Source organism: Aliirhizobium cellulosilyticum, from assembly GCF_014198105.1.
In the GTDB taxonomy this organism is placed as follows: Bacteria; Pseudomonadota; Alphaproteobacteria; order Rhizobiales; family Rhizobiaceae; genus Neorhizobium; species Neorhizobium cellulosilyticum.
In genome coordinates, this window is the sequence record NZ_JACIGW010000001.1 from 91,322 (window position 1) to 105,598 (window position 14,277).

The 14,277-nt window shown below is 57.8% G+C and carries 11 protein-coding genes; 6 read left to right on the forward strand and 5 right to left on the reverse strand.

Translation table 11 applies throughout. From position 1 onward, the window contains the following. Window positions 1-45: 45 nt before the first annotated feature. Window positions 46-384 carry a cupin domain-containing protein gene (locus tag GGE33_RS00380; protein ID WP_148145179.1) on the forward strand — a complete coding sequence of 113 codons (339 nt, stop codon included), beginning with the start codon at window positions 46-48 and terminating at the stop codon, window positions 382-384. A 176-nt stretch (window positions 385-560) separates the two neighbouring features. On the opposite strand, the gene GGE33_RS00385 is transcribed toward GGE33_RS00380, so the two are convergent. From GGE33_RS00385 to uxaC, 4 genes are all read right to left on the reverse strand, one after another. Next, entirely contained in the window at window positions 561-1,844 is a 1,284-nt protein-coding gene (locus tag GGE33_RS00385; RefSeq protein ID WP_183820822.1) for a TRAP transporter large permease, read from the reverse strand. Beyond that, window positions 1,835-2,374, reverse strand: a complete 540-nt coding sequence (locus tag GGE33_RS00390) for a TRAP transporter small permease (protein WP_148145177.1) — start codon at window positions 2,372-2,374, stop codon at window positions 1,835-1,837. Before GGE33_RS00390 ends, GGE33_RS00385 begins: the two co-directional genes overlap by 10 nt. 155 nt (window positions 2,375-2,529) lie before the next feature. Continuing rightward, window positions 2,530-3,516 carry a TRAP transporter substrate-binding protein gene (locus GGE33_RS00395; RefSeq protein ID WP_183820823.1) on the reverse strand — a complete coding sequence of 329 codons (987 nt, stop codon included), beginning with the start codon at window positions 3,514-3,516 and terminating at the stop codon, window positions 2,530-2,532. 143 nt (window positions 3,517-3,659) lie between these two features. Then, on the reverse strand, window positions 3,660-5,069 hold the full coding sequence (gene uxaC, locus GGE33_RS00400) for a glucuronate isomerase (RefSeq protein ID WP_183820824.1): 1,410 nt from the start codon (window positions 5,067-5,069) through the stop codon (window positions 3,660-3,662). A 977-nt stretch (window positions 5,070-6,046) separates the two neighbouring features. Here uxaC and GGE33_RS00405 point away from each other — a divergent pair. The 5 genes from GGE33_RS00405 (at window position 6,047) to btsR (ending at window position 12,240) form a co-directional block, all read left to right on the forward strand. Next, a complete protein-coding gene (locus tag GGE33_RS00405; protein ID WP_183820825.1) occupies window positions 6,047-7,564 on the forward strand; it encodes a mannitol dehydrogenase family protein in 1,518 nt (505 codons plus the stop codon). Between the two features lie 46 nt (window positions 7,565-7,610). Beyond that, entirely contained in the window at window positions 7,611-8,801 is a 1,191-nt protein-coding gene (gene uxuA, locus GGE33_RS00410) for a mannonate dehydratase (RefSeq protein WP_183820826.1), read from the forward strand. A gap of 112 nt (window positions 8,802-8,913) precedes the next feature. Next, window positions 8,914-9,624, forward strand: a complete 711-nt coding sequence (locus GGE33_RS00415) for a GntR family transcriptional regulator (protein WP_148145172.1) — start codon at window positions 8,914-8,916, stop codon at window positions 9,622-9,624. A gap of 114 nt (window positions 9,625-9,738) precedes the next feature. After that, complete coding sequence (locus tag GGE33_RS00420) at window positions 9,739-11,256, forward strand: UxaA family hydrolase (RefSeq protein ID WP_148145171.1); 1,518 nt, start codon at window positions 9,739-9,741, stop codon at window positions 11,254-11,256. 267 nt (window positions 11,257-11,523) lie between these two features. Beyond that, on the forward strand, window positions 11,524-12,240 hold the full coding sequence (gene btsR / locus GGE33_RS00425) for a two-component system response regulator BtsR (protein ID WP_183820827.1): 717 nt from the start codon (window positions 11,524-11,526) through the stop codon (window positions 12,238-12,240). Window positions 12,241-12,352: 112 nt separating this feature from the next. Here btsR and GGE33_RS00430 read toward each other — a convergent pair whose 3' ends face one another. Continuing rightward, a complete protein-coding gene (locus GGE33_RS00430; RefSeq protein WP_148145168.1) occupies window positions 12,353-14,164 on the reverse strand; it encodes a carbon starvation CstA family protein in 1,812 nt (603 codons plus the stop codon). Window positions 14,165-14,277 lie beyond the last annotated feature (113 nt).

The window sequence follows — 14,277 nt, forward strand, 5'->3', positions numbered from 1 at the left end:
ATGTATTATCGCAAGGCAAAAGTGCATTTTCAGGTGAGGACAATAATGGTAGCGAGCGATTTTTTTGTTTCGGCGGACAAAGCCGATTGGGTAAACCCGGAGCCCGGCGTTAGGCGCCGTATCATGACCTATCTGCCGGAGATGATGATGGTGGAGGTTGTGTTCGAGAAGGGGGCGATCGGCTCGAAACATTCTCATCCGCATATCCAGGCAAGCTATGTCGCAGAGGGCAGTTTCGAAGTCACGATCGATGGTCGGACGGAAGTGCTGAACAAGGGCGGCAGCTTCATCGTGCCGCCGGATTTGGTCCATGGCGTCAAGGCGCTGGAGGCCGGTCGTTTGATCGATGTTTTCAACCCGCATCGTGCCGAATTTCTGAAGTAATGTTTCTCGGCCGCGGTTGCGGTTGAAGCCAATAAAAGCCGGTCGCATCGTCGCGGCCGGCTTTTGTTTGGCGGTGATGTCTGAGCCTTCACGAGCGTTCCGGTCGGGACCAGATTGAACGAAAAAGCGCCCGGTGGAAGCCGGGCGCTGGATTTTCGAACTGCGGGCTGTTGCTTTTAGTGCATCAGCAGGCGTGGCAGCCACATGGAGAACATCGGCACATAGGTGACCAATGCCATGGCGAGGAAGAGTGCGCTGTAGAAGGGCAGAATGGACTTCATCACCTCGCCGACCGAAATTTCACCGATGGCGCAGCCGATGAACTGCGTGGTGCCGACCGGCGGCGTGTTGAGACCAAGTGCGCAGTTGAGCAGCATCACCATGCCGAACTGCACCGGGTCCATGCCATACTGCATGGCAATCGGCAGGAAGATCGGCGTGCAGATCAGGATGGTCGAGGCCATGTCCATGAACGTGCCGAGCAGGAACAGGATGATGTTGATCATCAGGAAGATGACGATCGGGTTGGTCGAAATGTTGCTCATCAGCTCACCGGTCATATCGGCAACGCCGTAAAGACCCATGAGATACTGGAACATTGTCGACACGCCGATCAGCAGCAGAACGATACCGGTCGTCTTGACCGTTTTGGCTGCTGCCGCAAGGAATGCTTCCCAGGTCATCGTCCTATAGATGAAGAAGGTCAGAAGCATCGTGTAGATCACGGCGATGGAAGCGGATTCCGTTGCGGTAAAGATGCCCGAGATGATACCGCCGAGGATGATCACCACGATCAACATGCCGGGTGCCGCTGCTGCAAGCGAGCGCATGACGATGTGCCAGCCGGGGAAAGTGCCTGCCGGGTAACCGCGTTTTCTTGCGACGTAATAGGCTGCACCGAGGTTACAGACCATCAGAAGCAGTGCAGGCATGATGCCGGCTGCGATCAGGGCGCCGATCGATGCCTTGCCGCTGGCGGCCAGTGCATAGATGATCATGTTATGGCTGGTCGGCATCAGTGCGCCAACCAGAGCGGCGTGCGTCGTGACGTTGACCGCGTAGTCGGCGTCATAACCTTCCTTCTTCATCATCGGGATCATGACGGCGCCCATGGCCGACACGTCGGCAACGGGGGAGCCGGCGACACCGCCGAAGAGGGTGCAGGCAACGACGTTCGACATGCCGAGGCCGCCGCGAACATGGCCGACCATGGCCTTGGCTGCATTGACGATCTTGTCGGCAACGCCGCCATGCAGCATCAATTCACCGGAGAAAATGAAGAAAGGAATGGCGAGAAACGAAAATACGTTCATGCCCGCCATCATCTGCTGGAAGCCGACGGCGATCGGAAGACCTTCGTAAAGAATGGTGCAAAGCGCCGACAGGCCGATCGCAAAAGCAACCGGGATCCCCGCAATGAGGAAGCCGACAAAAGTGATACAAAGAATGGTTAGTGCCATGACGGTACGACCTCCGCCTTACGGAAAATGGCCAGGATATGTTCGATTGAAAACATGATGATCAGGACGCCCGAGACCGCGAGCGGAATGTAGCGCACGGCTTCCGTCACATGGAGATTGGGCATCAGGTAGGGAGCGACCGACCAGCCGAGGATCCAGCCATTATAGGCCATGGCGGCACCGAACAGGCAGATGGCGATGTAGATGACCAGCTCTACATAACGCTGCATATATTGCGGCAGGAGAACGGTCAGCGAATCGAGAGCAATGTGACCGGCATCGCGAACGCCAACGGCGGCCCCGATCATGGTGACATAGAGAATGAGCACGATTGCGAGGTTTTCCGTCCAGCTGGGCGAGTCGTTCAGCACGTAACGGCCGAAGACCTGGTAAAAAACGACGGCCACAAGCGTCAGCAGACCGGAAATGGCCAGGATCATGCCGATCTTGGCAAGCGGTGCGTTGATGCTCGTCAGCCAGCCAGTCATCGCAGGTGGATGAGCGGCTTCAGATTTGCTGTGAGTGTTCATATTATCCCCCGGGCGCACCCGCCCGAATACCTGGCTCGGTCTTCGGAGTGTACGATGCGCGGTGTCTTGAGGTTTGTAGTGCCCGGCGCCTCTTATCCGGCGTGCAGGCTTTGGAGGAGGAAGCAGCTCCGGTCTGAAGCTGCTTCCTTCATGGTTTACTTGGTTGCCTGGATCCGCTTGACGAGGTCCTGAAGTTCAGGCGTCTTGGCGAACTGGTCGTAGACAGGCTTCATCGCATCGACGAATTCCTGCTTATCATTGACGTCCTCGATAATGCTGCCGGCCTTTTCGACAATTTCCTTCGAAGTGGCTTCGCGTGCATCCCAGAGACGGCGCTGTTCAACCACCGAGTCCTTGGCCGCCTGACGGATCAGAGCCTGGTCTTCCGGCGGCAGCTTGTCCCAAATCGGCTTGGAGAAGAGCAGCAGTTCCGGCACCATGGCATGTTCGGTACGGGTGTAATACTTGGCTGCTTCGTAATGGTGGGACGATTCATAGGACGGGTAGTTGTTCTCGGCGGCATCGATGATGCCGGTCTTCAGGCCGGTATAGACTTCGCCCATCGGCATCGGCGTTGCGTTGGCACCGAGAGCCTGAACCATTGCGACGAACATGTCGGACTGCTGGACGCGGATCTTCATGTTGTGAAGGTCGGCAAGCGTTTTGATCGGCTTTTTGGTGTACATCGAGCGTGCGCCGCTGTCGTAGAAGGCAAGGCCGACCATGCCCTGCTTCTCAAGTGCCTTCAGGACTTGTTCACCGATCGGGCCATCAAGCACGGCGCGTTCATGGGCCGTCGAGCGGAAGATGAAAGGCATCGAGATGACGATGGTTTCCGGCACCATGTTGTTGACCACGGCGGCGCTGATGCGCAGCATGTCGAGGCCGCCGATGCGCAGCTGTTCGATGGTGCCGCGTTCGTCACCCAGTGCGCCGTTCGGGAAAACCTTGACGCCGAGGCGACCGTTGGTGCGCTCGGACAGGATCTTGCCCATATACATGGCGCCCTGAACTGTCGGATAGTCATTCGGGTGAATGTCGGCCGACCTGAAGTCGCGAGACATAGCCGGAGACGCAAGAAGGACACCTACTGCCCCGGCAGCCAGGAGCATCGTGCGGATCGCCTTGAAAGTTGGTTTCATTCGTATTTCCTCCATTAATAAATGATTTAATCAGAAATCTGGCCAGCCGGATCCGGTGCCGGAAATGGATGCTGTTGCTCCATTCCCGGCTTTCCGGAAGCCAGTTTTGATAGTCTCCTCAAGCCGACGCCTTTAAGCGTCGGTCAGAGCCGATACGCCTTTTTCGCAAGCGTATAGGCAAGCTCCGTGGCGAGCTCGAAAGCTTCTTCTTCCCTGAGCCTGTGTTCGCTGACGAGTCGCGCCAGGAAAGCGCAATCCACCCGTCGAGCAACGTCGTGGCGCGCCGGTATGGACGGGAAGGCGCGCGTATCGTCATTGAAGCCGACGGTGTTGTAGAAACCGGCGGTTTCAGTGGTCATCTCGCGGAAGCGCCGCATGCCTTCCGGACTGTCGTGGAACCACCATGCGGGGCCAAGCCTCAGTGCCGGATAGGCGCCTGCGAGCGGAGCCAGTTCGCGGGCATAGGACGTTTCGTCGAGCGTGAAGAGCACGACGGTCAGGTCGCGCTCCGCGCCGACGGCATCGAGCAACGGCTTCAGGGCGCTGACATAGTCGGTGCGGCCCGGAATATCGAAGCCCATGTCGCGGCCATGATTGGCGAACACGGTCGGCGAATGGTTGCGCCTGGAACCCGGGTGGATCTGCAGCACAAGCCCGTCGTCGAGGCTCATCTTGGCCATTTCCGTCAGCATCTGGCCGCGGAACAGCTTGTGATCATCCGCATCGGACTTGCCCGCGCGGATCCGGTTGAACAGCGCTGCAGCTTCCTGGTCCGACAGGTTGGCGGTATCGGCTGTAGCGTGACCATGGTCCGACGACGTAGCGCCGAAAGACTTGAAATAGGCACGGCGTTTCCGGTGAGCGGCGAGATAGCCCGTCCACGAACCAGTGTCCTCGCCCGTGATGTCGCCCAGCTGGTCGAGATTGGCGGAGAAGCCCTCGAAGTCCGGGTCGACCACGGCATCAGGCCGATAGGCGGTAACCACACGCCCGTCCCAGCCGCTGTCGCGGATCGCCTTGTGCCAGCGGAGGTCGTCGAGAGCGCCTTCGGTGGTTGCGATGACTTCGATGTTGAACCGCTTGAAGAGTGCACGAGGCCGATATTCCGGCAGGGCGAGTTTCTCGGCGATCTGGTCGTAGCTCTTGTCCGCAGTCTTTGCCGTGAGCGGTTCATCGATGCCAAACAGGTTGGAAAGGACGAAGTCCATCCACTGACGCGTCGGCGTACCGCGGAAAAGATAATAGTTTTCAGCGAAAAGCCGCCAGATCCGGCGACCATCGGTTTCCACGGTCGCGCCGTCGAGGCGGCGTACGCCAAGATCCTCGAGGCGGATACCCTGGCTGAAGAGCATCCGGAAAATGTAATGATCCGGAACGATCAGAAGCTGAGCCGGATCCGGAAATGGTTCATCCAGTGCATACCATTTGGGATCGGTATGGCCATGAGGGCTTATGATCGGAAGATCCGAGACAGTTTTGTAAAGTGCTTGAGCAATAGAGCGAATACTGTTTTCGGCCGGAAATAAAACGTCAGAATGTATAAGTGATTTCATTGGGGAGCCGACCTCCTTTCGACAACATCAACGCTAGATTGCTGTGAATTGGGATGTCAATGATCTCGTTGCAGCAATGTAGAGGTCGCATTTCTTGATTTTCGTCAATTCTTGCGAACGTCTTTTTTGCGGGAAATCCGCATTGAATCATGGTCATAAAATCCCTATCGGCAGTGTCCAAAAAATCGCGAAAATCGGTTTCATGCCAGATTGGGTGTGCGAAATTGTCGCAGGTACTTGTCGTGTCCAGTCGAAGGTGTCGCAGCTTTTTCCTGGGGCCGGAGATTGGTTTTCCTGCGTTCGGAAATTCGAGTTGAGGGGATTTTTTCACGGCTGGTTCGCGGAAACATCATTTGGCGAATTGGATAGGTGTTGAGGTGGCTTTCGCCTCGGTCCCATGAAAAATCAGGCTGCAGCGAACGGCAATTTTATACATCTCATTGATAATTATAATTAAATCGCTCTGTCCGTGACAAATGTCAATTTCTGGGTGCCTTTCAAAATGTCGCACGCTCGTTATGAATTTTGCTATTCAAGTTCACCCATATGGTAGTATACGTATATGGTAGTGAGGATCGAGGATGAGGAAAACGCGGCTGGTGTGACTACGGCAGTGCATGGATTTCGAGGTCAGAAAATATAGAAGCTGCTGGTTTTGAGGCCTGGTCCACCGGCATATGCATCGGCTGACCATCGACATGATCAGCGAGAAGATAGTGGTTACTGCCGTGCTTCGTTCGGTACGGTGTCAGGTCACGATGGCTCGTTATCCATTGGTTCATTTTGAGTGAAGGTCGAAGCTTGCAGGGGCGTCGTGCCGTGTAGTCGGCCGATTTGTCTGCTAGATAAAATACACGCAAAAAGTGCAATTTTGAAGCGGAAAACCCGAGGCTTTATTGTGTCTGCAAGGACTGCCGAAAGACAGTGAGTTACGTTTGACGCCCCGTATCTCCTCCTGAGATATTCGAGGATTTTTCATGACTAGCGATTTGAGGAATGATGTTGTCCCGAAACGTCTGGGCAATGCCGCGCTGGCCGGCCTTCCGGATGCAGTCGAGCGTCCGACCTATGACCGCGAGGCGGTCTCCCCCGGCATCGTGCATATCGGTCTTGGAGCTTTCTGCCGTGCCCATGCCATGGTCTACACGGATGACGTTCTGCAGGCCGGGGCGACGGACTGGGGTATTGTCGGAGTGTGCCTCATGTCGCCCGCCATGCGGGACGCCCTGAAACCACAGGATGGACTTTACACGCTGCTAAGCCGTGACAATGACACGGATGTGCTGCGCATCATCGGGTCCGTCCTTGATGTCATGGTGACGGCGGAGCAGAAGTCCGAAGTTTTCGAGCTGCTCTGCAGGCCGGAGATTCGTATCGTGACGCTGACGGTCACGGAAAAGGGATATTGCCTGGACGGTGCGACCGGCGGCCTTGATGAAACACATCCGGCAATCGTTGCGGATCTCGCTAATCCTACCGACCCGCAAAGTGTTCCCGGCTTCCTGACTGAAGCGCTTCGCCTGCGGCGTGCGGCAGGGCAGGCGCCTTTTACGGTTCTGGTTTGTGATAATCTGGCGCAGAATGGAATCAAAGTTCGCAACGCGGTAACCCGCTTTGCCTCGCTCCGCGATGAAGAGCTGGGGCAGTTCATCTCGCAGAACGTTGCCTTTCCTTGCACGATGGTTGACCGGATCACGCCCGCTACGCAGGACGCCGATCGGCAGAAGGTCGCGAATGGTCTTGGGATCGTGGATGCTTGGCCGGTTGTTACCGAGCCCTTCCGCCAGTGGGTTGTGGAGGATCATTTTCCGCTTGGAAGACCGGATTGGGAAAGAGCCGGTGCAATCATGGCCGAGGATGTTCTTCCCTATGAGTTGATGAAGCTGCGCTGCCTCAACGGGTCTCATTCGACGCTTGCCTATCTCTCGGTGATCGCCGGTATCGAAGCGATCGCTGACGCCATGATGGACAAGGATCTGCCCAAGGTGATCCGCCGATTGTGGGACGAGGATCTGATCCGCACCCTGCCGCCGGTTCCGGGGACCGATGTCGTGGCTTACACCCATGACCTTGAAGCGCGGTTCCGTAATACGGGCGTACGCCATCTGACCCTGCAGATTTCCTGGGATGGATCGCAAAAGCTTCCGCCGCGACTGCTGGAAGCAGCCGTCGAACTTTATTCTTCCGGTCGAGATCCGAAGGTCATTCCGCTGACCGTTGCGGCGTGGATGAGGTTTCTGTCGGGCAGGAATGAGCTCGGACTGGATTATGTCGTCACCGATCCGCATGCGGCGCGGTTGACAAGCATTGCCAAGGATGCCGGCGCTGATGCCGTCAAGCTGGCCAATACCCTTTTCGACATTCGCGAAATCTTCGGAGACGTGCTGCCCGCCAATGCGCATTTCCGAGCCGAAGTCACCAAACATTTATCGAGCCTGATGAGCCGTGGGGTCCGCAAAACCCTGAGAGCTTTCCTGGGCGAAGCTGAAGCCTGAAGCGTGCAGCTTAGGGCGATACATAATTAGGGTAGGAGAATACCAAATGGAACAGACATGGCGTTGGTTCGGCCCGGATGATCCGGTGAGCCTGGAAAAGATTCGCCAGGCGGGTGCAACCGGCATCGTCACTGCTCTTCATCACATGAACCAGGGTGGCGTCTGGCCGTCTGACGAAATCGCCAAGCGCAAGGCCGAAGTCGAGGCCGCGGGCCTGACGTGGTCGGTAGTGGAAAGCATCGGGGTCGGTGAAGAGATCAAGACCCGCAGCGGCAATTACCGGGAGAAGATCGACAACTACAAGCAATCGATCCGCAATGTCGCCCGTTCCGGCGTGAAGGTGATCTGCTACAATTTCATGGTGATCACCGACTGGAGCCGTACCAATCTGATGTACCGGCTGCCGAATGGCGGTTATGCGCTTCGTTACGACAGCGTCGATTTTGCCGCCTATGATCTCTTCGTTCTTGGCCGAACCGGGGCCGAGGCATCCTATTCGGCTGAACAATTCGCTGCCGCCAAGGCTCGGTTCGAGGCCATGGACGAGGCGAAGATTTCGGAACTGGAACGTAACCTTATCGACTGGCTTCCGGCGCGCGACTTTGCCTATACGCGCTCGACGTTTAAGGAGATGCTCGAACTCTATCAGCAGATCGGGGTCGAGGATCTTCGCGCCAATCTGATCGAATTCCTGCGTGAGATCACGCCGGTGGCGGAAGAGGAAGGCGCACGGCTGTGCATCCATCCCGACGATCCGGCTTTCCCGATTTTCGGTCTTCCGCGTGTTCTGTCCACTGCGGATGATGTGCGCGCGTTATTCAGAGGCGTTCCCCAGGATGCTTGCGGCCTGACTTTGTGCACCGGCTCTTTCGGGTCCAACCCGAAGAATGATCTGGTGGCCATGACGAAGAAATTCGCGCCGCGCATCCATTTTGCTCATTTGCGCAATACGACCCGCGAGCCGGATGGATCATTCTACGAGGCGGATCATCTCGGTGGCGATACGGATCTCGTTGCAGTGACGGCGGCTCTGATGGCGGAAGAAGACCGTCGTGCTTCGATTGGTCATCCGGTGCCGCAGATTCCGATGCGCCCTGATCACGGACATCTTCTGGGTGACGATATCGGCCAGAAATCAAATCCCGGTTACTCTTTTGTCGGCCGTCTCAAGGGATTGGCGGAGCTTCGGGGCGTCATGCAGACCGTGCAGGCTTTCAGGGAGGGGCGCGTGGCATAACAGACAGATTACAGTTTCGCAGCCTGCAACGGCATCAATGTTGCCGATACGTCGGAAATCTCGCAAAAGAGGATAACTCGCCCTGACTGCAACAAAGAAGATGAGTGACTGAATGGTGGATCGCAGCCGTTCCCGTTTGACGAGCCAGGTGTTCGACAAGATCCGGGAAGATATCGTATGCGGCCGTCTTGCTCCGGACGCCCCCTTGTCCGAGGCAGACCTTTGCCAGCAGCTGGAAGTGAGCCGGACGCCTGTGCGTGAGGCACTTATCAAGCTTGCCGAAGAAGAGCTGGTCGTTATCTATCCGCATTTCGGGACTTTCGTTGCGCCGATTTCGCTCGAAGCCGTCACTGTTGGGCAGTATATTCGCGAGAAGCTGGAATGCGCACTTGTCGAGGATGCGATCAAACGCATGGATGACGATGGGCGCGAACGCATTCGTGCCAACTTGCGAGAGCAGGCTGCAGTGGTCGGAAACGGTGACGCGTTCTACAGGCTCGACAACGTCTTCCATTCCCTCATCGCCGAACTCAGTGGCTATGCGGGTGCGTGGAATGCGATCTTGCGGGCCAAGACACAGCTTGATCGCGTGCGATATCTGACGACGCAGGACAGCGACCGGATGGCCGTCACCCTGATCGAACACCAGATGATCGCAGACGCGATGATTGCCGGTGATGTCGATGTTACGGTGGCCCACATGCGTTCTCACCTTCGAACCGTTTTCGGGCATCTCGACGGCCTCGGGCTGGACGATCCCCGGCCTCGCCTGCCGTCCCGCAAGCGCGGTGGCAGAGGCAATTCGGCAGCACAGGACGCCTGATGCAATCTCAGCCTGAGGGCTGAGGCAGGCGATAATTCAAAGACTTCGATGCATGGCCTGGAGACCGGCCGGCAATGCACCCGGCATGGAAGCCGGATCAGGAGAAAGATAGCTATGATCAAGAACAGCATTTGCCTTCATCCCGCCGACAATATCGAGATCGCATTGCGCGATCTCAAAGCTGGCGACATCCTGACGACAAGCGGTGTCGCGACCGGCCAGGCCATTGCGCGCGGACACAAGATTGCGACCGCTGCAATTCCCGCCGGCGGCAATGTATTGCGCTATGGACAGATCATCGGCCAGGCTAAGGTCGACATCGCCGCCGGCGATCATATTCATGTCCACAACCTGGGCATGGGCGAGCATGCGCAGGATTACGCGTTCGCCAGCGCCAACACGCCTTTGCCGGCTGCCACCGAAGCGCGGACGTTCATGGGTTACAAGCGGGCGGACGGCAAGGTTGGTACCCGCAACTATATCGGCATTCTGACGACGGTGAACTGTTCCGGTTCGGTCGCCCGTTTCATCACCGAAGCGGCCGAGAAATCGGGTTTTCTTGACGCATTTCCGAATGTCGATGGTATCGTGCCGATCTCGCATGGCACCGGCTGCGGTATGTCGACCGACGGTGAAGGCTATGCCACGCTGTTCCGTACGCTTTCCGGTTATGCGCAGAACCCCAATTTCGGCGGCATCCTTCTGGTCGGTCTCGGTTGCGAGGTTATGCAGATCCCGGATCTGGTCGGCGGCCGGCGCATCCGCCAGGATGGCATGCTGCGCTACATGACGATCCAGCAGGAAGGCGGCACGAGGAAGACGATCGAAAGAGGTCTGGAAGAGTTGCGCGGCGTTGCCGAGTTTGCCAACCGCACGACGCGCACGCCGGCCCCGGTCTCGGAAATCACCATCGGCATGCAATGCGGCGGCTCGGACGGGTATTCCGGCATCACCGCCAATCCGGCACTCGGTTATGCGTCCGACCTTCTTGTCCGGCATGGCGGCACGACCATTCTTTCCGAGACGTCCGAAGTCTATGGTGCAGAGCACCTTCTGACCCGTCGCGCCGAAACGGCGGAGATCGGCAACAAGCTGATCGAGCGGCTGAAGTGGTGGGAAGACTATTGCGCCCGCAATGGCGGCGAAATGGACAACAATCCGTCGCCGGGCAACAAGAAGGGCGGGTTGACCACGATCCTTGAAAAATCGCTCGGTGCAGTCGCCAAGGGCGGCACGGCGCCGTTGCTCGGTGTCTACAAGTTCGGCGAGAAGATCGACCGCAAGGGGTTCGTCTTCATGGACAGCCCCGGCTTCGATCCGTGCTCGGTGACCGGACAGGTCGCGTCGGGTGCCAACCTGATCGTCTTTACCACCGGCCGTGGTTCGGTTTCCGGCTACAAGCCGACGCCCTGCATCAAGATCTCGACCAATTCCGAGATGTATGAGCGGATGAAGGACGACATGGACCTCAACTGCGGCGATATCGTTACGCAGGGGGTGACGATCGAGGAAAAGGGCAAAGAGCTTTTCGAACTGATCATCCGGGTCGCATCCGGCGAGCAGACGAAGAGCGAAGAGCTGGGGTATGGCGGCGCGGAATTCGTGCCGTGGCAGATCGGTGCCGTGATGTAAGGATTTTGGGCGGCTGGCTGGCGGTGGTTTCCACAGGCTCAGCCAGTTATCGTGGCTGATTAAGTCGATGGTTCGGTGTCTTGATGGCGCCGGGCCATCGTTTTGTTTTCGGCTGCCATGCAAGACGACGCTGTTTTCGAGCGGTGGCGGCCGTTGATCTGCCGCAAGGTTGACATGCTTGCGGCCGACTAGGACGGTGCTGCGACATTTCGTACATTGGCGATGTCGGTTAAGAGCATGTTCTTTCCCGCGGGATGACTGGAGCGCATGAAAGTTCTGATCGTAGACGACGAAACTTTGGCACGCGACGAGCTGAAATCGCTCATCGCGCAAGAGAGCGATATCGAAATCGTCGGCGAATGCGCCAATGCGATCGAAGGGATTGCGGCGATCAACCGGCTGTCGCCGGAGATCATGTTTCTCGACATTCACATGCCGCAGGTCACCGGGCTGGAAATGCTCAGGATGATCGATCCCGAAAGGATGCCGCGTGTCGTGTTTCTCACCGCCTATGAGGAATATGCGGTGCGGGCCTTCGAGGAGAATGCCTTCGATTACCTGTTGAAGCCGATCCAGGAGGAGCGGCTGCAGAAGACGCTGGCGCGTCTTCGCAAGACGACTTCGGACCAGCGGGAAAAGCTGCTCGATGTTGCGCCGCCGCTGCGCCATATCCCGTGCACCGGCCTTAACCGGATACGGCTGATGAAGCTCGAAGAGGTCGAGGCGATTTTCTCAAAGCCCGGCGGTATCTATGTGCTCGGCAATGACGGGCATGAGCATTTCACCGAATTGACCCTTCGGACGCTGGAGGAGCGGACGCGGCTTATCCGCTGTCATCGCCAGTACATGGTCAATCCGGAGCATATCAAGGATATCGCGCTTGGCGAAAACGGCGTTGCCAATATCCTGACCCTTGGTGGGCGCTCCATTCCTGTCAGCCGGCGGTTTCTCGGGCCGCTGAAGGAACAGCTCGGCATCCTCTGACGCCGACGATCCCCGACACTTTATATTATGCATCTCCCAAAAAATTCGAACCGGGCGCATGTGGGTCTCACATGCGCCCGGTTCCGGCTCGGGAGGAATTTTGGAGAGCCGTTTATTCGGCCGGTGTACCGAGATATTTCTCGGTTCCACCCGCTCTGTTGGTGCGAAGCATGTCCTTCCACTTGAAGATCGCGGTGACGAGGATGATGACACCCAGCGCCATCATTATCATCGAAAGGACGGCGTTGATGGGGTTGTAGCCCTTGGCTGCTTCGTTGAGATAGACATTGGCGATCATCCAATAGCCTGCATAGTTCACTGTCACGAACAGGTAGGCGAGCGGGATGAGGCAAGTCAGCACATAGATCCGCTTGGCCGAGAGCCGCAGGATGATGGTTGCGCCGATGGTGAGGCCGAGCGAGGCCATCATCTGGTTCGACACGCCGAACAGGGCCCAGACCGAGTTGATATCGCCCGAATTCAGGAGATAACCCCAGAGAAGGCAGGCGACGACGCTGGCGAAGATCGAGCCGGGCAGCCAGTTGATCTGTTTCATCGGAGCCCAGAGGTCACCGAGGATGTCCTGGATCAGATAGCGGGCGACGCGAGTTCCCGAGTCGATCGCGGTCAGGATGAAGACGGCTTCGAACATGATGACGAACTGGAAGAAGTAGGCAGCCAGTGTCTTGAACCAGGGAATGCTGGTGAAGATCTCGGTCATGCCGACGGCGAGCGTCACGGCGCCACCGGTACGGCCGGCGAGGTCCATGCCGATCGACTGTTCGAGGCGGGGCAGGTCCTGAACGGTCATGCCGAGCTTGGCGAAGACTTCAGGCGAAGCGTTGATGGCGAAGTAATCGGCCATCGGCAGGGCGGTTGCGGCGATCAGGGCGAGCACGGCAACGAGGCATTCGACCAGCATCATGCCGAAGGCGACCGGGCGAATGTCGCTCCACTTGTCGACCAGCTTGGGCGTGGTACCCGAACCGATGAAGGCGTGGAAACCCGAGATTGCACCGCAGGCAATGGTGATCGAGATGAACGGCCAGACCGGGCCGGCCAGAACCGGGCCACCGCCATGGATGAATTCGGTCAGGGCCGGCATCTTGATTTCAGGGTTGATGATGACGACGCCGACGACGAGGGCGGCAAACACGCCGATCTTGAGGAAGCTCGAGAGATAACCGCGTGGGGTCAGGAGCAGCCAGACCGGCAGGGCGCTGGCGAGGAAGGCATAGATCGGCAGCATGATGCCGAGCGTATCGTAGTGGAAGGTGAACCACTGGCCGAGTGCCGATTCCTGGACATAGGGGCCGGCGAAGACCGAGGCGAGAATGGCGGCAAGGCCGACATAGGTTGCGATCTTGCCGTTGCCTCCCATCTTCTCATAAAGGCCGACGATCATGGCGATCGGGATGGTCATGAAGACGGCAAACGTGCCCCAGGGGTTGCGTTCCAGCGCATGGACCACGACCATCGAAAGGCCTGCCATGGTGATGGTGATGATGAACAGCATCGCAAGACCGGTGCACCAGCCGGCGACCGGGCCGAGTTCGGCCTTCGCGACTTCCGACAGCGACGAGCCCTTGTGCTTCATCGAGGCGAAAAGCACGACCGTGTCATGCACTGCGCCGCCGATGACGCAGCCGACGAGAAGCCAGATCAGGCCGGGCAGGTAACCGTATTGGGCGGCAAGAACCGGACCGACAAGCGGGCCGGCGGCGGCGATGGCCGCAAAGTGCTGGCCGGCATTCACCCACTTCTTGGTGGGTACGTAATTGCGTCCATCCGCCAGCGAGTGCGATGGAGTGGTTTCGGCGTCGTTGATGCCAAGCACCTTGCGGACAAAGAAGATACCGTAGAAGCGGTAGCAGATGGCAAGGATGCAGGCCGACCCGATGACAATCGATAAAGCATTGCTCATGGTACGTCCTCCGTAAGAATGACGTCACGCTTACACGCGCGTGTAAGAAGCGGGAGTGGGTGTTTCGGCCAGCGGCGTCATCGCGGCGCGAGCGGCGGAGAATGAACCTTAAG